Raw genomic sequence first — 23,891 nt, 5'->3', positions numbered from 1 at the left:
TTACAAATGATTGCACTAATTTACGCATTATTTTCTTTGTCTTTGTTAATGTTCTATGTGCCGGTGACATCCGGACTAACGTCAAAACAACAAAAAGAAGGCGAATGGCATGAAAAATTTAAAGTATTGTCTCTCTGGTTTAGCTTTATCGGTAGCTGCAAGCGTATCGCAAGCGGCTGAGGTAGAGGTTCTCCATTACCTGACATCCAGTGGTGAAGCGGCAGCTATTAATGTATTGAAAGAATACTTGGGCGAATCTGGCCATACATGGAAAGATTTTGCTGTAGCTGGCGGTGGTGGTGAATCAGCGATGACGGTGCTCAAGTCCCGCGCTATTTCGGGTAACCCTCCTGCGGCGGCTCAGATCAAAGGTTTAGATATTCAAGAGTGGGGTGACCTCGGTTTTCTAACGGATCTTGATGGCGTAGCGACGGCAGGTAAGTGGGATACTTTATTACCCCCTGTTGTTAGCAATGTAATGAAATACGACGGTAAATACGTAGCCGTGCCGGTTAACGTGCACCGTGTTAACTGGCTGTGGGCTAACCCAGAACCTTTCCGTAAAGCAGGCTTGGGTATCCCGACGACGTGGGAGCAGTTTCTTGAAGTTGCACCTAAGTTAAAAGAAGCGGGTGTCATTCCACTGGCTCATGGTGGTCAAGCATGGCAGGACGCTACATTATTTGAAGCAGTAGCGTTGGGTGTTGGTGGCCCAGAGTTTTATAGCAAAGCCTTTGTTGATCATGATGAAGCGACGCTGAAAGGCGCCGAAATGATCAACGTCTTCAAAACTTTTAAAAAGTTACGTGATTTTATCGACCCGAATGCCAGCGGTCGTGATTGGAATATTGCTACCTCAATGGTCATTAATGGCGAGGCGGCAATGCAGATCATGGGTGACTGGGCGAAAGGCGAATTTACCGCCGCGGGCAAAAAGCCAGGTGTGGATTATGTATGCCTAGCCGCACCCGATACTAGCGGAACCTTTACGTTTAATATTGATTCATTCGCGATGTTCGCGCTGAGCGATGATGACGCATCAAAAGCGCAAGGTAAACTAGCTGAGCTGGTGATGGACCCTGCTTTCCAAGAGACTTTTAATTTGAACAAAGGTTCTATCCCTGCACGTATGGGAATGAACCGTGCACCGTTTGATAGCTGCGCTTTGGCATCAATGGATGCGTTTGAAGCAAGCTCGGCTAGCGGTACGCTAGTGCCAAGTATGGCGCATGGTTTGGCGACTACTTCGCAAGTCCAAGGTGCGATATACGATGTGGTGACTAACTTCTTCAATAGCGATACGTCGGCTGAAGATGCGGTTGAAACACTGGCGCGTTCTGTTAAAGCCGCTCAACTGTAAGCGGTTCACTTTGAGCAAGCGTGGACATCATGCCGCGCTTGCTACTTGATCACTACGATCTCCGATACTCCAATCTTCGGTAATGATTATGCAAAATCAAACTCCTGTGCTGCCAGAAGGTAAGGCTCAGCGGGTTCGCTCGGTCAGTTTTCAGGACCGCCTCGCGAGCTGGCTACCTAAATTGGTCATGACCCCAACGTTGTTGATGGTTATGGTTTGTATGTACGGTTACATTATATGGACCGCGCTTTTATCGCTTACCAGCTCTCGTATGCTGCCTGTCTGGAAATTTATTGGTACAGGGCAATACGAAAAGCTCTTTGCTAATGACCGCTGGTTAGTGTCGTTAGATAATTTGGTTGTCTTTGGTGCTCTGTTTATTCTCACGTGTTTGGCGTTAGGTATCGTTCTTGCGATTTTCTTGGACCAGAAAATTCGTGCTGAAGGTGCTTTGCGTACTATCTATCTTTATCCCATGGCTATTTCATTCATTGTGACAGGTACAGCTTGGAAGTGGCTGCTTAATCCATCGCTGGGTTTAGAGAAAATGTTCCATAGCTGGGGGTTCGAGAGTGTTCAGCTTGATTGGTTAGTTGATCCTGATCGTGTCGTCTTTTGTTTGGTGATTGCGGCGGTTTGGCAGTCTTCGGGCTTTGTGATGGCTATGTTCTTGGCCGGTTTGCGTGGTGTTGATCAGGATATGATTAAAGCGGCGCAGCTCGATGGGGCTTCCATGCCGATGATATATCGCCGAGTGATTTTGCCGAGTTTAAAACCTGTCTTTTTTAGTGCCTTTGTTATCTTGGCGCACATTGCTATTAAGAGCTTTGATTTGGTCGCGGCATTAACGGGTGGTGGCCCTGGTTATAGCTCAGATTTGCCGGCGAACTTTATGTATACGCATGCCTTTACGCGTGCGCAGATGGGCTTAGGTGCTGCCAGTGCAATGGTTATGTTGGGCGGCGTATTAGCGATACTTGTACCGTATCTTTACTCAGAGCTACGAGGAAAGAAAAATGCCTAATGCAATGACGAAAACAACCAGTCTGACGCAGCGTTTATTGCGTTACGGTTTGTATGCCATTCTACTGGTTATGGCATTTGTTTATTTAATGCCGCTTTGGGTGATGTTGCTGACATCGCTTAAAGATGTTGAAGAAATCCGAACGGGTACCTTGCTGTCGTTACCGGGTTCATTGAATTTTGACGCGTGGGGCAAAGCGTGGGGGAGTGCTTGCACCGGTGGTACATGCGAAGGGATTTCTCCTTATCTCATGAACTCTTTCATGATTGTGATCCCCGCTGTGGTTATTTCTACCTTGTTAGGGGCGCTTAACGGGTATGTGATTGCTATGTGGCGCTTTCGCGGCAGTGAGCTGTTTTTTGGGCTGCTTTTGATCGGCTGCTTCATCCCGTTTCAGGTGGTCTTATTACCGATGGCGCGCACACTGAGTTTCTTTGGGCTCGCGAACACAACAACCGGCTTAGTGATGGTGCATGTAGTCTATGGTGTTGCTTTTACGACCTTGTTCTTTCGTAATTTTTATATCGCGCTTCCTAAAGAGTTGATTAGTGCTGCACGTTTAGATGGTGCCGGATTCTTCCGTATTTTCTGGCGTATTGTTCTTCCACTATCCACGCCCATTATTGTTGTGACAGTCATCTGGCAGTTTACGCAAATCTGGAATGACTTCTTATTTGGCGTGGTGTTCTCTGGTTTTGATACGCAACCTGTCACGGTGGCGCTTAACAATCTGGTTAACACCAGCTTTGGGGGTAAGCAATATAACGTGGATATGGCCGCTGCTCTGATAGCAGCCGCGCCAACACTGCTGGTGTATGTGTTTGCAGGTAAATATTTTGTTCGCGGTCTGACCGCCGGTGCTGTGAAAGGCTAAAGAATAATAATTGAGGATTCAACATGGCTGCGTTAACAATTGATAATGTAGAAAAAAGTTACGGTCAGGCGAAGGTTCTGAAAGGGATCAATATAGCGATTGATCAGGGTGAGTTTCTAATCTTAGTGGGCCCGTCAGGATGTGGTAAGTCTACGCTAATGAACAGCATAGCAGGTCTTGAGGATGTAACTGGTGGTCGTATCTTATTAGGTGATGAGGATGTTACCCATGCCTCGCCTAAAGATCGTGATATAGCGATGGTATTCCAGTCTTACGCGCTTTATCCCAATATGACTGTTCGTGAAAATATCGCCTTTGGTTTAGAAATTCGTAAAATGCCAAAGAAAGAACGCGAAGAAGAAGTGCAGCGGGTGTCTACCCTGCTGCAAATTGAGCATTTATTGGACCGTAAACCAGCCAATTTGTCGGGTGGTCAGCGCCAGCGCGTAGCGATGGGCCGCGCATTGGCACGTCGCCCGCGCTTGTATTTGTTTGATGAGCCCTTGTCGAACCTAGATGCAAAGCTACGTGTTGAGATGCGTACCGAAATTAAAAAACTGCATCAGCGTTTGGGTACCACTATTGTTTATGTTACTCACGATCAAATTGAAGCGATGACCTTGGCTGATCGTATCGCGGTTATGAAAGATGGAGAGTTGTTGCAGCTTGATACGCCGCAAGAAATTTACGATAACCCGGTAAACCAGTTTGTCGCCGGGTTTATGGGATCGCCAGCTATGAACTTTATGTCAGTGGTGCTGGTAAAAAATGGTGAGGGTTACGGTGTGGAGTTTATTGATGGCAATGGCCAGAAGATAATTTTACCTATGCCTCAAACTATGGATTTATCTGCTTACGTTGGCAAAACAGTCACGCTGGGCTTGCGTCCTGAAATGATTACCGACCCGGTGCCGCATAAAGAGAATATGGATACGGTGGTTTCTGTGGATGTAAAAGTTGAGGTGATTGAACCCACCGGAGCTGACACCATGGTAGTGACTGAGGTGAATGGTGTTGAAGTTAACTGTCGGGTTAATCCGCGTTATCCGGTTAAACCCGGAGAGGTGGCATCATTGATGTTTGATATGAGCAAAGCGGTCTTGTTTGATGCTCAAACACAGGCACGTATTGATGTGTAAAAGAGTGTAAAGCGACGATACGGCTCAGCATTAACCCGCTGGGCCGTTTTCGTTTAAGCGCCTAGCGGGAATAAAAGTGACTAAAATCAGGCTAGGCGGTGAATTCTCGTTAGATCATACTATAATACGTCGCTCATCTTCGCTGTAGCTATGCTATAGCGCCGTCAAAGTAGCAAGAGACAGAGCATGAACGTTCGCGGTAACCTCTACATTATTGCAGCGCCTTCGGGTGCTGGTAAAACCAGTTTAGTAAAAGCACTTCTGACGCACGATAACAGGGTGCGCGTCTCAGTCTCCCACACAACGCGCTCAATGCGCCCCGGTGAACATAACGGCGTAGATTATAATTTTGTCAGTATGGCGGATTTTGATGCGCTGATTGCTGATAACCAGTTTTTAGAATATGCCGAAGTATTTACTAATAAGTATGGTACTTCACGTGCATGGGTGGAAGGTCAGCTCGACTTAGGGGTTGATGTTATTTTAGAAATAGATTGGCAAGGCGCTCAGCAAGTGCGTGAGCAAATGCCCGAAAATATCTCTATCTTTATTTTGCCGCCATCGCGAGCCGCACTTGAAAGCCGGTTGACCGGTCGAGGACAAGACGATGCCGAGGTTATTAAGCATCGCATGTCTAAAGCTGTTTCAGAGATGCAGCACTACGATGAGTTTGATTATGTCGTCATTAATGATGACTTTGATTTAGCATTAAACGATTTGCAGTCTATTTTCTGCGCTGAACGGCTAAAACGAGCGAGCCAACAGCGTCGATATGCGGATCTGTTGCAAGATCTCTTGTCAGTATAAAAACTGTCCAGTAAAATAACCGCCCCGTTCTTAGAACGAACAATGATTTGAGGTTTAAACATGGCACGTGTCACAGTTGAAGATTGCTTAGAAAACGTAGATAACCGTTTTGAATTGGTTATGGTTGCAGCAAAACGTGCTCGCCAGCTAGCAACAGGCGGCAAAGAGCCTAAATTGGATCGTGAAAATGACAAAGATACCGTTGTCGCGTTACGTGAAATTGCAGAAGGCCTGACAACTAAGCAAATCCTAGAAGACGCTGAGCGCCGCTAAGCTCGGCCCTTTATCGTCGTCATTTAAAGGCGTTATTCCATCGACAGGTATAAGTCTGTTAGATTATAGGCATCCCATTCAATGCGATGGATGCCTATAGACGTAGCGGAGAGATAATGCCGACAATCGATGCCCTATCTGGACATTTAAACGACTATCTTGATCTAGAACAGATCCGAGATGTTCGTCGTGCCTACTTTTATGCAGAGCAGGCTCATGATGGCCAGCGCCGCAAAAGTGGTGAGCCTTATGTTACCCATCCTCTAGCTGTATCAGGCATCCTTGCAGGTATGCACATGGATCATCAAAGCCTAATGGCGGCGATGTTGCATGATGTTATTGAAGATACCGAAATTGATTACGAAGCCATCGAGGCGCAATTTGGCGAATCCGTAGCGGATATCGTTGATGGCGTATCGAAGCTTACCCACCTCGAGTTTGAAACTAAAGCTGAAGCTCAAGCTGAAAACTTTCAGAAAATGGTCTTGGCAATGGCCGAGGACATACGCGTTATATTGGTAAAGCTGGCAGACCGTTTACATAATATGCGCACTTTAGGCGCGATGCCGCCTGTTAAACAGCGCCGTATTGCTCGTGAAACATTGGATATCTATGCGCCGGTTGCTGCGCGATTAGGGATGCGTGACCTACAGGTAGAATTAGAAGACCTCGCATTCCAATCTTTTTATCCAATGCGGGCCAAGTATATTCGCCGAGCGGTGGTTAAAGCCCGAGGTCAGCGAAAAGATATTATTACCTCTATCGAAGATTCTATTCGCCAGCGTTTAAGCCAAGAAAAGCTACCGGGTATTGTCACCGGACGAGAAAAACACCTCTACAGCATATACAACAAAATGAAGGCGCAGAAAAAAGCGTTTTCAGAAATCATGGATGTATTTGCGTTTCGTATCGTGACGGAAAGTGTTGATGACTGTTACCGTGTTTTAGGCGCGGTTCACAACCTTTATAAACCTGTTCATGGGCGTTTTAAGGACTATATCGCCATTCCTAAGGCGAATGGCTACCAGTCCTTGCATACAGAGTTATTCGGTGCACGCGACATCACTATCGAAGTACAAATTCGTACCAAAGAGATGGACGCTGTAGCCAGCCAAGGTATTGCTGAGCACAGCCACTATAAAGTGTATGGTGATTCAGATAGTGCCATAGGTTCATACAACCGTGCGCGAAAATGGGTGCAAGGTCTGTTGGAAATGCAGAAATACGCTGGCGACTCAATGGAGTTTATTGAGCACGTTAAAAAAGACCTGTTTCCTGATGAAGTTTATGTATTTACGCCACAAGGTAAAATTTTAGAGTTGCCTCGCGGAGCAACACCGGTTGATTTTGCCTATGCTGTTCATACTGACGTGGGTAACTCATGCGTTTCATGTCGTATAAATCGCCGTCTTGCTCCGTTATCAGAGCCTTTAGAAAGCGGTCAAACAGTTGAAGTAATTACAACGCCGAGCGCTCAACCAAACATGGCGTGGCTTAATTTTGTTGTCAGCGGTAAGGCGCGTTCCAGTATTCGCCATTTCCTAAAAAACCAACAACGTCATGAGTCGGTGGAGCTTGGGCGTCGATTGCTCAATCAGTTTCTTGCCAACTATAACATTACCGTTGAGCACATTGATGCCGTTAAGCTTGCCGAGTTGTTGCGTGACGGCAGTTTTGATGAGCTTGACGATTTGCTCGAAGATATCGGCATGGGCAACCGCATGGCCTATGTTGTTGCAAGAAAACTTAAACCTGACGATGAACCTGCCGATAGTTTAACTAAAGGGCAAAAGCCGATAGCTGTTCAAGGTACGGAAGGTTTAGTTATACAGTACGCACGGTGCTGCCGTCCTATACCTGGGGACAAAATAATTGGCCATATCAGCAGCGGTCGTGGTTTGGTCATTCATCGCATAGATTGCCGTAATATTGGTTATCTGCGTGATGATCCAGAGAAATGTATTTTTCTGGAGTGGTCAGATGCAATGGATGAAGAGTTTACAGTGCTTCTTCAGGTGAGCGTGACATCGCAGCGGGGTGTTATCGCTAATTTAGCCACGACAATATCAGAATCAGGAGCTAATATTCTGAAGATTGATATGTCGGAAAAAGAAGGCCAATTAGCGCGTGTCGACCTTGAAATTGCCGTCACTGATCGTGTTCACTTAGCTGCGACCATCAAAAAAGTTCGGTCGTTGCGTACGGTTAATAAAGTCACTCGTCTCTGATTTGTTTTGTCCTTTTTATTGGCTTGATAAGTGTTTTATAGCAGCTTTGCAAGGCTAGGCTATACTGCCTTTATTAAGGTGCTGATTATATGGACCAAACCGGAGGAAGAGCGTTGGCCATTGGTGTAAAGACATTAACCGTAGAGCAGAATAAACAATGTCGTTTGGTGTTGCTGCATGACAGTGATGGCAAAGTATTGGTGTTATTACCTGCCGCAAAATTATTAAATTTAGTGAGTTTGTGGCGTGAAGCGGGTCGTAATTTACAACCGACACGCTGTGACGATGCGCTTCGTTTTTTCGGGCAAGACAAACTCTCCACTCCTGAAGGTCAGCAGAAATTATTTAGCCTGCCGTTGCTGATTGATAAATCGATTGATGATCTCAAGAGTATTGAAATCATAGAGCCTTATTCCGGCTTATCATTTACAGCCTCCAAGTCCTGGTTTGGCGAAACCACGCAAGCGTTGTCGCTTGGTATCAGCTTAGATGATATCGAGAAAGTGCAGCCACAAGGGGATGATGAGGCCGTCATTACGCATGCCGTGGAGCGTTTCACCGCACTGCGTATTCGTCAGCGGCTAGAAGACACGCTGGGCTTACCAAGTCTGGCGCCAACGACGAATAAAATTATAGAGTTGCGCAGCGATCCCGCTGCTGGTGTAGACCATCTAGTGCCTGTAGTGAAGGTGGATCCTAGCTTGTCTGCTCAAGTAATGAGCTGGTCGGTATCTCCTTATTATGCGGCGCCCGGCAGTATACAGTCTATTGAAGACGCCATTATCCGCATTCTCGGGTTTGATTTGGTAGTGAACTTGGCATTGGGTATCGCTATGGGTAAAACGTTAGATTTGCCTAAAGATACACCGCGAAACCAAATTCCCTATTGGAAGCAAGCGGTTTACACAGCGACTCTTGCTGAGCGGTTAGCCAAAAAAATGCCTTATGACGCACGGCCTAAGCCAGGGCTCGTTTATTTGACGGGTTTGCTTCACAATTTTGGTTATGTGGTGCTAGGGCATTTATTTCCGCCGCATTTTTCATTGCTATCGCGTTACATTGAGGCGAATCCGCACTTACGTTTAGATAGTATCGAAAAGCACATTCTACATGTGACACGTGAGCAAGTCGGTGCTTGGTTGATGGAGTGTTGGTCACTACCTGAAGAAGTGTGCCGTGGGGTTCGCTACTTCAATGACCCATTACATGCAGAAGCGGATTCGTTCTCTCAAGTGGTGTACATTGCGAACCGGGCCCTGCGCCAACATCAAAATGCGGATGGTCCTATTGAGTCTATTAATGATGATGTGCTCTTAGCAGCTGGACTAACGCAGCAAATTGTTGATGAAGAAATAGCACGAATGAATGAACATGATGATGAGTTGCAGGAGCTAACCCGCACGTTATCGCAGTAATGTGTAGGATAGTCTCTGGACGTATCCAAAAAGTCCGGTATCGATTATTCGTACCGGACTTTTTTGTAGGGCTTATATCCTATGCTATTCACTAGCTAGGCTTTGCTCCATGGTTTCTAGCGTTTCCGCTAGCTCCATCCATTCGCTCTCCGTTGTGTCCAGTTGCTGTGTTAATTGTGTCTGTTTAGCTAGCGTGTCTCGTAACAGGTCCTTATTACTGGCTTCGTAGAGGCTATTGTCGGCCAATAAAGTTTCTATCTCTCCCAGTTGCGCTTGAAGAGTTTCCATGGTTTTTTCGAGTGCGCTTATTTTGTTCTTTATTGGGCTAAGCTTTTTGCGTAACTCAGCGGCTTCACGCTTTTGAGCTTTGCGGTCAGCTGCTGAGATCGATTGGCTCTCACGCTCAACGGTTTTGCTTTGCGCCTGTTGGGCAATACGGCGTTGATCGGTTAACCAGCGTTGATAGTCATCTAAGTCGCCACTAAAGTCGCTTACGTTACCGTTTGCCACCAGTAAGAATTGATCGACAGTGTTACGTAATAAGTGGCGATCGTGCGAGACAAGAATGACAGCGCCTTCAAACTCTTGCATAGCCATCGTCAACGCGTGGCGTACTTCCAAGTCTAAATGGTTTGTCGGCTCGTCTAGCAGTAGTAGGTTTGGTTTTTGCCACGCAATTAAAGCCAATGCTACGCGTGCTTTTTCACCTCCGGAAAAGCGTTTTACAGGCGCTAGCGCATCATCCCCGATAAAACCAAAAGAGCCCAAGTAGTTGCGAACTTCTTGGTCGGTCGCTTGTGGTGATATACGTTGTATGTGCAAGGCCGCAGACGCTTCCATATCCAACGCTTCCAGTTGATGTTGAGCAAAATAACCCACCCGTAAATGCTCACCTGTATGACGCTCGCCATTTAAAACGGATAAATCGCCCACTAAACTTTTAATCAGAGTGGATTTGCCTGCGCCGTTAGGGCCCAAAAGACCGATACGGGAGCCGGATGTGAGCGTGATTGATACATCTTTTAGGATGGCTTTTTCAGCGTAACCGCAATCACTATGCCTGAGTGACAGCAAAGGGTTAGATACCTTATCGCTGCTCGGGAAGCGGAAAGTGAATGGGCTGTCGACATGGGCGGCGGATATTTGCTCCATGCGCTCTAGTTCTTTAACACGGCTTTGCGCTTGTTTGGCTTTAGACGCTTTGGCTTTAAAGCGGCGAACAAATTGCTCAATTTCGGCAATGCGCTGCTGTTGTTTCTCAAACTGGACTTGCTGTTGAGCTAGCTTTTCGGCACGAGCACGCTCAAAGGCGCTGTATTGTCCTTTATAGATATCCAGTTTTTGCTGGTGCATATGGGTAATATGCGTGACCACCTGATCTAAGAAGTCACGGTCATGCGATATAAGTAGCAATGTGCCCGGGTAGTTGCGTAGCCAATCCTCTAGCCAAATTGTGGCATCTAAATCTAAGTGGTTTGTCGGCTCATCAAGCAATAAGATATCCGAGCGGCACATCAAGGCTTGCGCTAAATTTAAGCGGATTCTCCAGCCGCCAGATAGCTCTTTGACCTGTTTTTGGAAGTCGTTTGCGCTAAACCCAAGCCCGGCTAATAATTGTTCGGCACGCGCATTAGCGCTATAGCCTTCGATAGAGTCGAGTTCGGCATGCAGCTCGCCAATTTTCTCGGGTTGGTTATGTGTTTCGGCGTCAACGAGTTGTTGCTGAATATGACGTAATGCGGCATCGCCATCCAGCACATAATCTAATACTTTACGGTTGGTTGCCGTTACCTCTTGTGCCATGTGGGCAATGGTAAGATTGGCTTGTACGTCTAAATCACCCGCGTCGGCCTCAAGTTGACCCAGTAAGAGTTTGAATAGGCTAGACTTACCGACGCCATTGGCGCCAATAATTCCCACTTTCCAACCGGGATAAATGGTAAGATTGGCTTTCTCGAGCAATGCCTGAGCGCCACGGTGTAAGCTGAGTTGAGATATCTGAATCATAGGCGCGAAAGTTTATCACAGCTATGCAATTACATACTCCTCTTTGGAACTTTGTGCTGGCCGTTTATGCGCAGCCAGAAGTGGAAGCCCTCTGCTTATCTTTGCAGAATGATCATGGATTATCGATCAATCGCTTGTTGTTTGCCGGATGGTTAGCTTCAGAAAAAAAGGAGTTAGATCTTGATGTGCTGGCGCAAACCCACGCCATTCGCTGGCAATCGGAAATTACAGCGCCGTTAAGGGCGTTACGTTACCGCGTGCGTGACGATCTAAAATTGGCTGCCGCAGGTGTTTACGGCGCAATGCGGCGCGCAGAGTTGGAGGCCGAACGAGTTGAGTTGGCGTTTCTCTACGATGCCTCCTTAGCATGGCCGCAACAGACTGCTAAAACAGTGAAAGAGTTGGTGACTGCTAATCTTATGTCACTCTTAAAAGACACGGGGGAAGCGAAAGTTAATGCTATCAAGGTGTTAGAGGTTGCATTTCTTGATACGATCACAGAATAGCTTATTGGTGAACTTTCCTGTGTAATGATGCACTAAGCTGTAAACTTGTATTGAGTCTTAAGGATAACGTAATGAAAAAAACGCTGCTGGCCATGACGGTCGCAAGTACCATCGCTTTGATGCCTGTAATGGCACATGCCGTAGATTTGGATTCTGAAGATCAGAAAGTCAGCTACAGCCTAGGTCTGATTTTGGGTGAAAAGCTCAAACAGGATATGGATACGCTTGATTTAGAGGCTTTCCAAGCGGGTCTAAAGTCTATCTATGAAGGTGCTACGCCAGAACTGGATGCCCAACAAGTGGGTGAAACCATGCAGGCTTTCCAGGCAAAAAAAATGGAAGAACAGCGTAAGTTAGTCGCTGATCTAGCCCAAAAAAATCTAGAGGCTGGTGAAGCATTCTTGGCTGAAAACGCAAAACGTGACGGTGTGGTGACGACGGATAGCGGTCTTCAGTTTGAAGAAGTAGTTGCAGGCACGGGTAAACAGCCTTCGGCAGAAGATACAGTCAAAGTACATTACCGTGGCACATTAATCGATGGCACTGAGTTTGATAGCTCTTATTCACGTAATGAGCCTGTTTCGTTCCCGTTGAATGGTGTTATTCCGGGATGGACAGAAGCACTTCAAATGATGAAAGAGGGCGGCAAAGCGAAGTTAGCGATCCCTTCTGATTTGGCATATGGCCCAGGCGGTATGGGTAATGCAATAGGCCCTAACTCAACGCTGGTATTTGACGTAGAGCTATTGGAAGTAAATCCAAGCGAATAGTTTGACGGCTGATCGATATAAAAAAAACCACCTTTACGGTGGTTTTTTTGTGTCTTGCTATAACGCTAGGGTACGACTAACTAGCTCTTCTTCGCTAATCGTTTAAGCATAATCTTAATACTAACCCCCATGCGCTCTATGGAGCGGGCTAGTGTGCCAATTTCGTCACCGCGGGCTGATTCATCAAGCTTGTCGTGAAACTTACCTTTACTAATATCTTCAGCAATAGCCGTAAGTTTCGCAATGGGGCGAGTGATGAGTCGAGCAATTAAGTAGGCTGCCAGTATGCTAATAATTAGGGTCGCAATCATTAAAATATACGCTTCTAATTTGGTGCGTTTTACGCTCGCGTAAGCGTCGTCATAGTCTTGCTCGATAATTAAGCGCCAGCCTTGGTTTAAAGGCTGCATGTAGGCGACTTTCTCTACGCCATTGTTGCTGTATACCACGGGTTGCTCTAGTGTGCCGTTAGCTACCATTGGGTAATCAGAAAAATCCTGTAACTGTTCTGATAGTAGCTCAGGCTTGCCGTGGGCAATAACCTTATTATCGTCGTCCAGCAGCATGGCATAACCGCTCTGGCCAAAGCTAATGTTGGCGACCGCTTCTGACATGTCGGTGAGTTTCATGCCCATACAAAGGGCCCCAGGGCTGCTCTGAATGCCGACCGTATGGCATAAGATAAATGCAGGTTTACCCAGCGTGCGGCTAAGCAGTACCTGCTGGCCTATAGCATTGCCAGCTTTTATTTGCTGAAAGTAGGTACGATCACCTCGAAAGTGTTTGGGTGTTCCATCAGCGTTGAGAACCGGGTCATTATCACTGCGTGCCGTTTTATAGCCGTCTGGGCCTATTGCGTAAACTAAGTAGGTCCATTCATAGGTATCTAAAATGCTTGCCAAGATAGGAGCCTGTAGGGCTTCGTTGTACGAACGCACCTCCGGTAAGGCAGCATTTTGCTTAAGTAAACGAACACTCATATCTGTCCAGCCGTTAATTTTCGCGGCTAAAGTTTCACTGGTGTTTTTTAGATCTTGATTAACTTTTCGTTCCAGTTCTGCCTGAAACTGGAATATGCTTTGGTAGAGTAAACCGGCAAGCGGTACGAGAATGACGAGTAAAATACTAAAGAGTATTTTTGGAAATAACGTCATACCTGTAGTTGTCGTTGTCTTCACTTTCTAAGCCTTTTTTGTTTTTTTAGGGTAAAAGTACACACTAAAACGAATAAGTGACCGTTATTAGCAACAAAATACTATATGGATTTGTGCGCTGACGCACGGTTAAAGACGAATAATGGCTTCGCTAATCTATTATAGACAGGAAATTAATTTTAGCGGAGGGTATTTAAAACACCATTTGAACCCATGGCATAGTAGGTGCCATTGCTGCCAAATGCGACATCATAAATGGAAGTGCTGTTGGGGCCGTAAGCCTCTCGTTTTTGAGCGCGCCAGCTTTTTGTTAATTGACCTGTTTGGCTGTTCCAAAGCTGGATTAAGCCAGAAGAGGTACCTGTTAACAGTTGGTTGCCATTGCTAGAAAAGCGTGCAGCCACATAACTAACGCGTTTAGGAATTAAGCCTTCGCTACTGCTTAGTGTGTGTAATACCTTGCCGGAGGCTGTATCCCAAATAATCGCCTTATCTAAGGTGCTGGCACTAAAGGCTAAACGTCCGTCGGGTGACAGGGCGGCTACATCAATAACATTGTCGAGCGTCAGTGTATGCAACGGCTCTGCGGTGGCGAGATTCCATACAGTAGTTGTGTAATCATCCGCGCCGGTTATGGCTAATTCAGCATCATCGCTAAGATCAACGGTACGGACGCGCGCTTGATGAGGAAGCGTTTGTTTGATGCCTCCGTTAATGATGTCAAAGTAGACCGCCGCTTGGTTGCTTAGCCCTAATAGCGCATATTGGCCTTGCTCACCTAAAGCCATATCTAAAATTTCACCGGGGGCTTTCCAAAACCATTCGGCTTGGCCTGTGTCTGTGTGCCAGAGCACTAAATCTTGCTGTGTCGCTGTTGCGGCAAACAGGCCATCAGGGGAAAAGCTGGTGGCAGCAATCAGAGATCGCTCTCCTGATGCGTGATTCCAGTCATACAGCCGCGCTTTGCGTTGTATGTTCCATAAGCTGCCTCCTTCCTCTTGAGCACCTACAACCGCTAAGGAGCCATCCTGCGAAATTGCACCAGAGTATGCACCCAAGGTGGTAAAGCGTTGCGAGTCAGAAGGAGATGATGTGTTATCACAGGCGCTGAGTAGTCCACAGATCAATGCCAAAGGTAGTAACTTGCCTGTGATAACCGGCATCATACTTGTGCTTCCTCCGCAGACATCACTATGTCGCGATGTGCTGTGTGGAGTACTTCTATGAGTTGATCTTCAAGCGTAAAGCGTTCTTCAATGTTCTCACCTAAAGTTGATAGCTGAAACGAAAACTCTCGGATTTGTTGAACGGTTGGTGAAGAAAAGGATGAATACGCGTCATTAAAGTCTAACGCTGCGTCCGTGGTGGGTTGTATCAGAGGGAAAAGCTTTTGCGCTTTTTCTAAGCCACCATCATCGTATTCGCTGCCTTCGCGTAATAATTGCTCATATACTTCGAAGTGACCTGAAGACAAATAGTCCATCATAGCGGTGCAGAACTGTCCGATCTTGCTTTCAAGGTTTTTCACTTCGGTGGAAGGCAAGGCAACAAACTGGCTAATGAGCTTTTGGCGAGCTTCTAACCAGTTATCGATAATATTGCTGACACCACCCCAGCGTTCTTTAGCGTTTTGGCATTTTTCTAACATAATCGGATTCCTGTTCCAATGCAGAGCTTCAATAGTAATCCCAAGCTACTTTTTAGTGCAATACGTGAATGACTGGCACTTAGATCATCCATAGCTATACTGAAGCTATTAACCCAGTATAGCTGATTTCTTGAGGATGTTCGTATGTTACCCATGCGTGGCTTGATAGCCGTCATATTTTTGTGCTTTTTTTCGGTAGCCTATGCGGCTGATGATGACGCTGCACCAGCGGATGATTATGTTGGCTATGTCGAGCTTAAGCCGTTTACAGTCAACTTTGGTGGGCCGGGTGTGACGCGTTTTTTGAAGTGTGAAGTATCGATTGCGGTAGGCTCTGAGGCCACACAGTTTGCGATTAACCATCACATGGCCAATATCCGAAACGATCTTGTGTTCTTATACAGCGGTCAAACAGCCGAAAGTGTTGATTCAATTCAGGCACAAACGGAATTGGCGAAAAAGAGCTTAAAAGTAGTTCAGGATTTAATTGTAGAAGAAGAGGGCGAGGCGATGATTTCTGACTTGTTCTTCACGAGTTTTGTGGTTCAGTAAGTTATTGTTATAAAAAATTAATACAGAATTTAGGTCGCAAGCTTCAGTAGTTGATAGAAACTTGCGACCTTTGGTATTTAGCTTTCCATATACTGGGCTAAGTACTGATCGAACTCCAGTGTATCATTTGCTTCTATATCGGCTTGTTTAAGTAAAGAGTCTGCGACAGATGCGTCGAACTCCGCTACTCGAGTGGGTGATATTTTCCGCTGTAAGAAGTTATTTTTATGCTCGATACTCTTTTGTACTAGCCATTCACTGTGTTCGGTATCACTGGCGAATAGGTCGGCAAGTACCATGGCTGATGGCGTTTTAGAGGCGTCGACCATTTTTACCTTTTGAGCCACGACAGCACTGCTATATGCGCTAGTTTGATGAATCTGATCCAGCATAGTTGCAGTAAGAGCGATCTGTTCAAGCGCGTCTATGCCGGCGGCTTTCAGGTCGATTTCGCCTTCGGGGGTCTCTAGGCTGAGTCCTGGCTCGCGCCCACGAGTGACCACCCGTTGCAGGTTTGTACTGAGCATGTCACATTCGAGCACGCTAATTTCTTTATCGCTCATCAAAAGACAAGTGATGAGGAACGCATCTAAAAAATGTGCCTGCGAACTATCAATCCCTGACGGTAATAATGGGTTGATGTCAGTGTTTCGCACTTCAACATATTCTACGCCACGCTCTTGGAGCGCATGCAGAGGCTTTTCGCCCGAGCGGGTAACGCGTTTGGGGCGAATATCGCTGTAATACTCGTTTTCGATTTGTAGAATATTGCTGTTTAATTGGCGGTAGTTACCATCCACTTTGACCCCAATTTTTTCATAAGCTGAATAGGGGGTGTGTATGGCGCTGTGCAAGGAGCGGGTGTAAGTGTGCAAGTGGTTGAAGCAGATGTTAAGCGACGATTGCGCTTTGTTTGAGTAGCCTAGATCACTCATGCGTAGCGACGTTGCGTACGGTAAGTAAAGAGTCTGCTCCTTGTGCTGCTGCAGCTCGTGAGTTCTGCCTGTAAGGAAGCTACTGCTTAATGCAGGGGAGGCTCCAAACAAATACAGTAAAAGCCATGAGTAACGTCGAAAGTTACGGATCAACTTAAAGTAAGAGGCTGATCGAAAGGCTTGTAAACTATCGGTGTTGCCTTCCTGAGCTTGATAGGCTTGCCAGAAGTCATCAGGTAGCGAAAAGTTATAGTGGATGCCTGCGATCGTTTGCATCATTTTGCCATAGCGATGCTCCAGTCCTACCCGGTAAATGTGCTTCATTTGGCCGACGTTCGAGGACCCAAACTCAGCGATGGGAATGTCTTCGGCCTTAGGAATAGTACACGGCATGCTGCCAGCCCAGATTAATTCATCCCCTAAGCCTTGGTAGCTGTAGGTATGCAGGTCGTCTAAAAACTCAATAGCGGCATCTGGCTCAGCTAGTACCGGTGTAATAAATTCAAGCAGGGCTTCTGAATAGTCGGTAGTAATATAAGGATTAGTCAGAGCGGCCCCCAATGAAGCAGGGTGAGAGGACTGACTAAGAAACCCTTGGTGATCAACCCTAAGCCCCTCTTTTTCGATACCATGAAGGATGCCTTTCAAATACTGTGCAGTGCCTTGGCTGGTCAGTTGATCAAGTTGTTGTTCTAAAACGGATGTCAAAATGAAGTCCTTCAACGAGAGGCTATATTGTGTGGCGCTATTATAGCCCACCTATTTATTAAAACGGCATTGCAACGATGCGTTCTAGTATTCAATCTGAAAGCGCTAATTTTATAACTATTTAATCTTAAAGCCAGCCGCTTTGAGGCTATCTGCAAGGCCTGTCCCTAAGTGCTGGCTGCGTTGTTGACTAGCGTTTTTGCTTGCTGGCGCTTTCTTGTACGTACGCTCACTTTGGGTAGATGTTTTGGGAGCCGCTTTGCGATTGTGGGACGTGGAGTCTGCATTTGACTTCATTGATAAAGCGATGCGTTTACGTGCCTCGTCGACATCAATCACTCGCACGCTGACAATATCACCTGTTTTGACCAAGGTGTGAGGGTCTTTCACAAACTGATCAGATAGTGCCGAAATATGTACCAAGCCGTCTTGATGGACACCAATGTCGACAAATGCCCCAAAGTTTGTCACATTGGTGACCACTCCTTCTAGTTGCATACCCGGTTCTAAATCCGCGATCTTTTCTACCCCGTCGGCAAACGTGGCTGTCTTAAATTCTGGTCGAGGGTCTCGTCCTGGCTTTTCGAGTTCTGATAGAACATCGCGGACAGTGTACTCACCGAACTGGTCACTAATAAAACGCTGGCGATCGATTTGAGAAAGCAAAGCCGTGTTGCCAATTAGTTGATCGCTTGTCGTATTAACAGAGTGTGCCATCTGATCCACTAAATCATATGCCTCGGGGTGTACTGCTGAATTATCTAGTGCTTGTTTGCCATTGCGAATGCGCAAAAAGCCTGCACATTGCTCAAACGCTTTTGCACCTAAACGCGGTACTTTAAGCAGTTTTTTACGGTCGCTGAAGGCTCCGTTAGCATCACGGTAATCGATAATGTTTTGTGCTGTCGTGCGGTTAAGGCCTGCAACTTGGACCAGTAACTCGCATGAAGCTGTGTTGAGGTCGACGCCAACATGGTTAACACAATCTTCGACAATACTATCGAGCGCGCCCGCTAAGGCTTTTTGATCCACGTCGTGCTGGTATTGGCCGACACCAATAGCTTTAGGGTCGATCTTAACAAGTTCGGCGAGCGGATCTTGCAAGCGACGCGCAATTGAAACGGCGCCGCGATACGTGACATCTAACTCTGGAAACTCTTTAGCTGCCAGCTCGGATGCCGAATACACAGAAGCGCCCGCTTCACTGACAACAATCGATGTGAAGGTAAGTTCTGGGTAGTGCTTATTAATTGCCTTTACGAGTTGTTCGGTTTCACGCGAGGCGGTGCCATTACCAATACTGATGAGGTCAACAGCGTGTTGTTTAATGAGAGTCGCTAATGAATGGATCGACTCGTCCCACTGGTTGCGTGGAGCATGCGCAAAGACTGTTGTGTAGGCTAATAGCTTACCTGTTTGATCAACAACGGTGGCCTTAACTCCGGTTCGCAGGCCTGGGTCTAAACCTAGCGTAATTTTTTGTCCAGCAGGAGCCGCTAGTAGCAAGTCTTTGAGGTTTAGACCAAATACACGAATCGCTTCTGCTTCTGCTGTTTCCCGAAGGCGGCGTAGGGCATCGGTCTCTAACTGTTTATGTAACTTCTGTGACCAAGTAAGCTCGGCAGTGGATGCCAGCCATTGATCTTGTGCTGAGTGCCCATTGGGTAGCGAGAAAAAGCGCTTGATGGTTTCTACCGGTGTTGATTGCTCTTGTTCAGGCGGTAGGATGCTTATTTTTAGCTCGCTGCCTTTTTGTCCACGAAACACGGCCAGCGCGCGATGAGAGGGCATTCGGCTTACCGCTTCGGTGTGGTCATAGTAGTCTCTGAACTTACTATCGTCGCTTGCTTTCCCACGCATGACGCTGGCATGCAGCTGACCGTTTTGCCAAAACCACTGACGTAGCGTTTCTATCAAGTTAGCCTCTTCAGCAAACTGCTCAATGAGGATCTGCTGGGCACCGTCGAGTGCGTCCTGTGGGTGGTTGATGGCGTGATCGGGATTTATGTACGCCTTGGCTAGCGTTAACGGAGCCTCGCCTGATTGCTGTAGTAACCTTGTGGCTAGCGGCGCTAATCCAGCTTCGCGGGCGATTTGTGCTTTGGTACGTCTTTTTTGTTTAAACGGTAGGTAGAGATCTTCTAAACGCACCTTAGTGTCGGCCGATTCAATATCGGCTTTTAGTTGAGGGGTGAGCTTGCCTTGTTCTTGGATGCTTTGCAGGATGGTTTGCTTACGGCTTTGCAAGTCACGCAAATATTCTACGCGCTGAGCCAGTAAGCGTAGCTGGCTATCATCCAGAGCGCCGGTCACTTCTTTACGGTAGCGAGCAATAAAGGGAACAGTCGAACCTTCGTCCAGTAAAGCTATGGTTGCTTCAACCTGCTGTGGACGGACATTGAGTTCCTTGGCAATCTGGCTGGCAAGAGTCATTGGAGCGGTATCCCTAACAATAAAAAACACAAGCGAGAGAATAACAGCAGGTTTGCGGATCGGGAACTAGTCTCTCAGTGTTAATAAAGAAAGCTTGCTACCTGTTGACGGCCGTTCGCGATGACAAGAGGGAAGGGGAAAAGGGGAAAAGTAGAGCGCACCTGTGTAAAGCCCCTGATCTGACGGCAGAACAGGGGCTTGAGTTCGTTATGCGAAATTACGGTACCTGCAATACTTGCATCGAGTTAGTGCCGCCGTTTTCCCCAATGTTAGCACCACGTGTGAGTATAATTAGATCGCCCGAGTTAAGGACACCTTTGGCTTTTAAGCCTGACAATACTTCATCGTTTAGTTTCTCGCTAGCAACTTGAGTGGCATCAAAGTGCATGGCTTCTACGCCGCGATACAAGGCCATACGGCGCATGGTGACTTCATTGCGTGTTAAGGCGTAAATAGGTAGACCCGAGCGTATACGAGACATCCAGCGCGGTGTAGAACCTGACTCTGTTAGGCAAATAATCGCCTTGACGCCCACTAGGTGATTGGCTGTGTACATGGCCGAACGGGCGATAGTCTCATCGATACGGTCACCTCGTTTGGTGATGCTCGTGACCGTTGGCTTAGCTGACTGATGCTCTTCGGCGCCTTGGCAGATCTTAGTCATGGCCTTAACGACCTCAACCGGAAAATCGCCAGCGGCCGTTTCGGCGGATAGCATAACGGCGTCTGTGCCGTCCAAAATAGCATTGGCTACATCGAATACTTCAGCTCGGGTAGGCATCGCGCTTTTGATCATGGTTTCCATCATCTGCGTTGCCGTAATCACAGACCGGCTAAGCTCGCGAGCACGAGTGATGATTTTTTTCTGTACGCCAATGAGTTGAGCGTCACCAATTTCTACGCCTAAGTCGCCACGAGCGACCATGACTCCATCACTGGCGAGAATCAGTGAATCTAATGCCTCATCGGTGGCGACCGTTTCAGCACGCTCTATCTTCGCGATGATTTCAGCATTGCTGCCTGCTTGTTTCAGTAGTGAGCGAGCCTCGTCTAAATCGGCGGCTGAGCGTGGGAAGGAAACGGCCACATAGTCCATGCCGATCTCGGCGGCCGTGATAATATCGCGCTTATCTTTGTCGGTGAGGGCCGCCGCTGAAAGGCCGCCGCCTTGCTTGTTAATACCCTTGTTGTTGGATAAATCACCAGCCAAAATGGCTTCGGTCTCTACACGCGAGCCATTGACGGCCAATACTTTCAGTTGCATACGGCCATCGTCTAGCAGCAAAATATCGCCGGGTTCGCAGTCTTTGGGTAAATCTTTATAATCCAAGCCTACTTGGTGCTGGTCGCCTGCAAGGGCATCTAGTTCACCATCTAGTACGAAATGGTCGCCAACGTTTAGATGTATTTTTCCGTCTTTGAATTTGGCAATACGAATTTTAGGGCCTTGTAAGTCACCTAAAATAGCAACGACTTTACCCAAACGGCGAGCAATATCGCGAACGGCTTCTGCGCGCTGGCGGTGATCATCAGGAACGCCATGAGAAAAATTAAGACGAACAACGTTTACGCCTTCGCGGATTAAGGCTTCTAAAATGCCCGGTTTGTCAGTGGCAGGCCCTAAAGTGGCAACAATTTTGGTTCTTTTTAACATGGCGGCTCTCGTTTGACTGAAGTCGGTATCACGCTCTTGTGTAGAGTGGATACATTTCATATAAAATCATAGCAGCTGATCATGTCAGCTTCATGTAATTAGTAATAGGACACGTGTTCTGACTAAATATCTTAATTTATCACGTACAGCCATTATCATCGGTTTGTCGGTGGGCTTCGTGTTGTTGCTAATCCAAGTATCCATGTTGAGTCAGCGTAACGGCATTGACGAATTGCAGCAGCGTACGCAAGCGGATATGAATCGCTATGCTTTGAGTCTGCAGCAAACGCTTGACCGGTATAAAGACTTACCTCGTTTATTGTCTACCCATTCGGAGCTGATTAATACGCTCTTATACGATAAAAGCAGCGATTCGCGCATGCGCGCTAATTTGTATTTAGAGCAAGTAAATAGCGTGATAGGCGCATCCGATACATATTTGATGAACAGCGAAGGGGTAACAATAGCGGCGAGTAACTGGACTAAAAGTAGTTCATTTGTTGATCGTAACTTCAGTTTTAGACCGTATTTTCAAGACGCTGTAAAAGGCCAGCCTGGTCGATATTTTGCGTTAGGAACAACCTCTAATAAGCGGGGATACTTCTTTGCTTACCCTGTTAAGCACCGTGGCACTATTTACGGTGCGGTCGTGGTTAAAATTGACTTAAACGAGATTGAAGAGGATTGGAGCGATCCCGATACAGACTTGTTGGTAACGGACGAGGATGGCGTTATTTTTATTTCCACGCAGCCCGAGTGGAAATTCCACACACTGCGGCCGTTATCTCAGGCGGATGTAAAGCGCATTATTAATAGCCTACGTTATGGCAATCATCAGTTAACCTCATTGGATGTGATTAAGCGAGAACAGCGTGCGGATGGGAGCCAGCTCATTACCTTAGTAGATGGGCCAGAAATACGAAACAGTGCGTTGGATGGAGCCAGAGCGGGTGAGTATTTACTGCAGAACACGCAGGTACCAGAAGCGGGTTTTAAAGTTGCTATTTTAGCCAGTTTAAAACCGGTAAAACGGCAAGCATTTAATGCGATGATTTTTGCTGCATTTATCTATATTGCCATTGTTCTCCTTGTGCTGGTGTTGACGATTCGGCGCCGTATCATGAAAGAGCGCTCGCAGTTTAGAAGCCGCGAACTTAAGACCTTAGAGAAAAATGAATCCCGTATCCGTGCCATTATAGATAACACACAAGCCGGATTGATTACCCTTGATAGCCAAGGACGAATAGAAACGTTTAACCACACCGCAGAGCGCTTGTTTGGGTATCGCGAAGATCAGCTTAAAAACCGCTTTTTCAGCTTACTGTTGGCGCATGCCGACAGACCTGTCTGCTGGCAGCACATAACCAACAACGCCAATGTGTTTGGTAATGATCTGAATATCGAAGCCTCAGGCCGTCGGCAGAATGGAAGCTTTTTCCCGGTAGAGCTGAGCATTGGCCAAATGCCCGGAGAAGCAGGCTCCCGTTTTCTGATTACCATGCATGACATCACTGAGCGTAAACAGTACGAAGAGGCCTTACAGCAGGCACAAGCTGAGCTTGAGAATCGCGTGCGAGATCGAACATTAGACCTCACCAAAGCGAACCAAAAGCTGCGAGATGAGATGCAACAACACAAAGAGACACAAAACGAGCTTATACAAACCGCGAAGCTAGCCGTGTTAGGGCAAATGTCGGCGGGTATCAATCATGAATTAAATCAGCCGTTGACGGCCATTAGAGCCTACGCGGACAATGCTCAGCAGTTTTTGCGCTTGTCTCGTATTGATAATGTTGAGCGTAACTTGCAGGAGATTAGCCAGTTAACTGAGCGCATGGCAAAAATTATCCACCCGCTTAAAGAGTTCTCGCGTAAGTCGAGCGGTCAGCAAGAATCGGTATGTTTGCAATCGGTTCGCGATGGCGCCATGGCGATTATGTACGGTCGATTAGGGCGTGAAGACGTGGTGATCAGTTGGCCCGAAGGCTTAGATCGTTACTATGTGCTTGGTGATATTGTGCGAATTGAGCAAGTGCTTGTTAACTTAATAGGCAATGCCATTCAAGCGATGGATCAGCAAGCAGAGCGTCGCATTGATATCCGTTTAGACTACGAAGAGCATTGCCATGTATTGTATGTCCATGATGCGGGCCCAGGAATCCCAGAAGCGGATCTAGAGCGTGTTTTTGAGCCATTCTTCACAACCAAGAAAGCAGGAAGTGGTCTGGGGTTAGGCTTGTCGATTTCACATCGTATTATCGCCAGTATGGGAGGTGAACTGTCAGTGAGTAACCACCCTGCTGGAGGAGCACAGTTCCGTTTAGCTTTACCGGCCGACCCGAGTATGGACTTGAACCAGCAGTTGACGACTCTCTAACTCGGTTTAGAACTTAACAATAATAGT

The 23,891-nt window shown here is 46.9% G+C and carries 19 protein-coding genes; 12 read left to right on the top strand and 7 right to left on the bottom strand.

Annotated elements, in window-relative coordinates:
- Nucleotides 1-109 precede the first annotated feature (109 nt).
- From BS617_RS13440 to BS617_RS13405, 8 genes are all read left to right on the top strand, one after another.
- Nucleotides 110-1,360 carry an ABC transporter substrate-binding protein gene (locus BS617_RS13440; RefSeq protein ID WP_075173283.1) on the top strand — a complete coding sequence of 417 codons (1,251 nt, stop codon included), beginning with the start codon at nucleotides 110-112 and terminating at the stop codon, nucleotides 1,358-1,360.
- Nucleotides 1,361-1,547: 187 nt separating this feature from the next.
- Nucleotides 1,548-2,384 carry a carbohydrate ABC transporter permease gene (locus tag BS617_RS13435; protein WP_246283367.1) on the top strand — a complete coding sequence of 279 codons (837 nt, stop codon included), beginning with the start codon at nucleotides 1,548-1,550 and terminating at the stop codon, nucleotides 2,382-2,384.
- Entirely contained in the window at nucleotides 2,377-3,258 is an 882-nt protein-coding gene (locus BS617_RS13430; RefSeq protein ID WP_075173281.1) for a carbohydrate ABC transporter permease, read from the top strand. Before BS617_RS13435 ends, BS617_RS13430 begins: the two co-directional genes overlap by 8 nt.
- A gap of 23 nt (nucleotides 3,259-3,281) precedes the next feature.
- The gene (locus tag BS617_RS13425) at nucleotides 3,282-4,397 is read left to right on the top strand and encodes an ABC transporter ATP-binding protein (protein ID WP_075173280.1); all 1,116 of its coding nucleotides are present in this window, start codon (nucleotides 3,282-3,284) and stop codon (nucleotides 4,395-4,397) included.
- Between the two features lie 186 nt (nucleotides 4,398-4,583).
- The gene (gene gmk, locus BS617_RS13420; RefSeq protein ID WP_075173279.1) at nucleotides 4,584-5,204 is read left to right on the top strand and encodes a guanylate kinase; all 621 of its coding nucleotides are present in this window, start codon (nucleotides 4,584-4,586) and stop codon (nucleotides 5,202-5,204) included.
- 60 nt (nucleotides 5,205-5,264) lie between these two features.
- Nucleotides 5,265-5,477, top strand: a complete 213-nt coding sequence (gene rpoZ, locus BS617_RS13415; RefSeq protein ID WP_075173278.1) for a DNA-directed RNA polymerase subunit omega — start codon at nucleotides 5,265-5,267, stop codon at nucleotides 5,475-5,477.
- Nucleotides 5,478-5,593: 116 nt separating this feature from the next.
- A complete protein-coding gene (locus tag BS617_RS13410; RefSeq protein ID WP_075173277.1) occupies nucleotides 5,594-7,705 on the top strand; it encodes a RelA/SpoT family protein in 2,112 nt (703 codons plus the stop codon).
- Nucleotides 7,706-7,794: 89 nt separating this feature from the next.
- A complete protein-coding gene (locus tag BS617_RS13405) occupies nucleotides 7,795-9,120 on the top strand; it encodes an aminoacyl-tRNA deacylase and HDOD domain-containing protein (protein ID WP_083610039.1) in 1,326 nt (441 codons plus the stop codon).
- Nucleotides 9,121-9,204: 84 nt separating this feature from the next.
- Here the strand turns inward: BS617_RS13405 and BS617_RS13400 are convergent, their stop codons facing one another.
- The gene (locus BS617_RS13400; RefSeq protein WP_075173276.1) at nucleotides 9,205-11,127 is read right to left on the bottom strand and encodes an ATP-binding cassette domain-containing protein; all 1,923 of its coding nucleotides are present in this window, start codon (nucleotides 11,125-11,127) and stop codon (nucleotides 9,205-9,207) included.
- A 23-nt stretch (nucleotides 11,128-11,150) separates the two neighbouring features.
- On the opposite strand from BS617_RS13400, the gene BS617_RS13395 reads away from it, so the two are divergent.
- Nucleotides 11,151-11,633: a TIGR02444 family protein gene (locus BS617_RS13395; protein WP_075173275.1), complete on the top strand. Its 483-nt coding sequence runs from the start codon at nucleotides 11,151-11,153 to the stop codon at nucleotides 11,631-11,633.
- A gap of 71 nt (nucleotides 11,634-11,704) precedes the next feature.
- Entirely contained in the window at nucleotides 11,705-12,403 is a 699-nt protein-coding gene (gene bamJ, locus BS617_RS13390) for a BamJ family beta-barrel-assembly machinery protein (RefSeq protein ID WP_075173274.1), read from the top strand.
- Between the two features lie 80 nt (nucleotides 12,404-12,483).
- Here the strand turns inward: bamJ and BS617_RS13385 are convergent, their stop codons facing one another.
- From BS617_RS13385 to BS617_RS13375, 3 genes are all read right to left on the bottom strand, one after another.
- Nucleotides 12,484-13,581: a PDC sensor domain-containing protein gene (locus BS617_RS13385; protein ID WP_139303168.1), complete on the bottom strand. Its 1,098-nt coding sequence runs from the start codon at nucleotides 13,579-13,581 to the stop codon at nucleotides 12,484-12,486.
- A 155-nt stretch (nucleotides 13,582-13,736) separates the two neighbouring features.
- Nucleotides 13,737-14,723, bottom strand: a complete 987-nt coding sequence (locus BS617_RS13380) for a WD40 repeat domain-containing protein (RefSeq protein ID WP_083610038.1) — start codon at nucleotides 14,721-14,723, stop codon at nucleotides 13,737-13,739.
- Nucleotides 14,720-15,205, bottom strand: a complete 486-nt coding sequence (locus tag BS617_RS13375; protein WP_075173272.1) for an Rsd/AlgQ family anti-sigma factor — start codon at nucleotides 15,203-15,205, stop codon at nucleotides 14,720-14,722. Before BS617_RS13375 ends, BS617_RS13380 begins: the two co-directional genes overlap by 4 nt.
- 144 nt (nucleotides 15,206-15,349) lie before the next feature.
- On the opposite strand from BS617_RS13375, the gene BS617_RS13370 reads away from it, so the two are divergent.
- Nucleotides 15,350-15,757, top strand: coding sequence for a flagellar basal body-associated FliL family protein (locus tag BS617_RS13370; protein WP_246283283.1), 408 nt, complete (start codon nucleotides 15,350-15,352; stop codon nucleotides 15,755-15,757).
- A gap of 77 nt (nucleotides 15,758-15,834) precedes the next feature.
- Here BS617_RS13370 and gshA read toward each other — a convergent pair whose 3' ends face one another.
- The 3 genes from gshA to pyk form a co-directional block, all read right to left on the bottom strand.
- Entirely contained in the window at nucleotides 15,835-17,400 is a 1,566-nt protein-coding gene (gene gshA / locus BS617_RS13365) for a glutamate--cysteine ligase (protein ID WP_075173271.1), read from the bottom strand.
- A gap of 117 nt (nucleotides 17,401-17,517) precedes the next feature.
- On the bottom strand, nucleotides 17,518-19,833 hold the full coding sequence (locus BS617_RS13360) for a Tex family protein (protein WP_075173270.1): 2,316 nt from the start codon (nucleotides 19,831-19,833) through the stop codon (nucleotides 17,518-17,520).
- Nucleotides 19,834-20,050: 217 nt separating this feature from the next.
- Nucleotides 20,051-21,487, bottom strand: a complete 1,437-nt coding sequence (gene pyk, locus BS617_RS13355) for a pyruvate kinase (RefSeq protein ID WP_075173587.1) — start codon at nucleotides 21,485-21,487, stop codon at nucleotides 20,051-20,053.
- 178 nt (nucleotides 21,488-21,665) lie between these two features.
- On the opposite strand from pyk, the gene BS617_RS13350 reads away from it, so the two are divergent.
- A complete protein-coding gene (locus tag BS617_RS13350) occupies nucleotides 21,666-23,864 on the top strand; it encodes an ATP-binding protein (RefSeq protein WP_246283282.1) in 2,199 nt (732 codons plus the stop codon).
- Nucleotides 23,865-23,891: the final 27 nt, after the last annotated feature.

The organism is Neptunomonas phycophila, assembly GCF_001922575.1.
Taxonomy (GTDB): domain Bacteria; phylum Pseudomonadota; class Gammaproteobacteria; order Pseudomonadales; family Balneatricaceae; genus Neptunomonas; species Neptunomonas phycophila.
The sequence above is the reverse complement of the archived record's forward strand: the minus strand, read 5'-3'. Positions and strand labels throughout refer to the sequence as shown.

Coding starts and splice junctions, on each gene's coding strand:
- BS617_RS13430 (WP_075173281.1), top strand. CDS start 2,377: ATGCCTAATGCAATGACGAAAACAACCAGTCTGACGCAGCGTTTATTG.
- BS617_RS13375 (WP_075173272.1), bottom strand. CDS start 15,205: ATGTTAGAAAAATGCCAAAACGCTAAAGAACGCTGGGGTGGTGTCAGC.
- BS617_RS13440 (WP_075173283.1), top strand. CDS start 110: ATGAAAAATTTAAAGTATTGTCTCTCTGGTTTAGCTTTATCGGTAGCT.
- BS617_RS13410 (WP_075173277.1), top strand. CDS start 5,594: ATGCCGACAATCGATGCCCTATCTGGACATTTAAACGACTATCTTGAT.
- gmk (WP_075173279.1), top strand. CDS start 4,584: ATGAACGTTCGCGGTAACCTCTACATTATTGCAGCGCCTTCGGGTGCT.
- BS617_RS13435 (WP_246283367.1), top strand. CDS start 1,548: ATGACCCCAACGTTGTTGATGGTTATGGTTTGTATGTACGGTTACATT.
- BS617_RS13425 (WP_075173280.1), top strand. CDS start 3,282: ATGGCTGCGTTAACAATTGATAATGTAGAAAAAAGTTACGGTCAGGCG.
- BS617_RS13370 (WP_246283283.1), top strand. CDS start 15,350: ATGTTACCCATGCGTGGCTTGATAGCCGTCATATTTTTGTGCTTTTTT.
- rpoZ (WP_075173278.1), top strand. CDS start 5,265: ATGGCACGTGTCACAGTTGAAGATTGCTTAGAAAACGTAGATAACCGT.
- BS617_RS13400 (WP_075173276.1), bottom strand. CDS start 11,127: ATGATTCAGATATCTCAACTCAGCTTACACCGTGGCGCTCAGGCATTG.
- bamJ (WP_075173274.1), top strand. CDS start 11,705: ATGAAAAAAACGCTGCTGGCCATGACGGTCGCAAGTACCATCGCTTTG.
- BS617_RS13380 (WP_083610038.1), bottom strand. CDS start 14,723: ATGATGCCGGTTATCACAGGCAAGTTACTACCTTTGGCATTGATCTGT.
- BS617_RS13405 (WP_083610039.1), top strand. CDS start 7,795: ATGGACCAAACCGGAGGAAGAGCGTTGGCCATTGGTGTAAAGACATTA.
- BS617_RS13360 (WP_075173270.1), bottom strand. CDS start 19,833: ATGACTCTTGCCAGCCAGATTGCCAAGGAACTCAATGTCCGTCCACAG.
- pyk (WP_075173587.1), bottom strand. CDS start 21,487: ATGTTAAAAAGAACCAAAATTGTTGCCACTTTAGGGCCTGCCACTGAC.
- BS617_RS13395 (WP_075173275.1), top strand. CDS start 11,151: ATGCAATTACATACTCCTCTTTGGAACTTTGTGCTGGCCGTTTATGCG.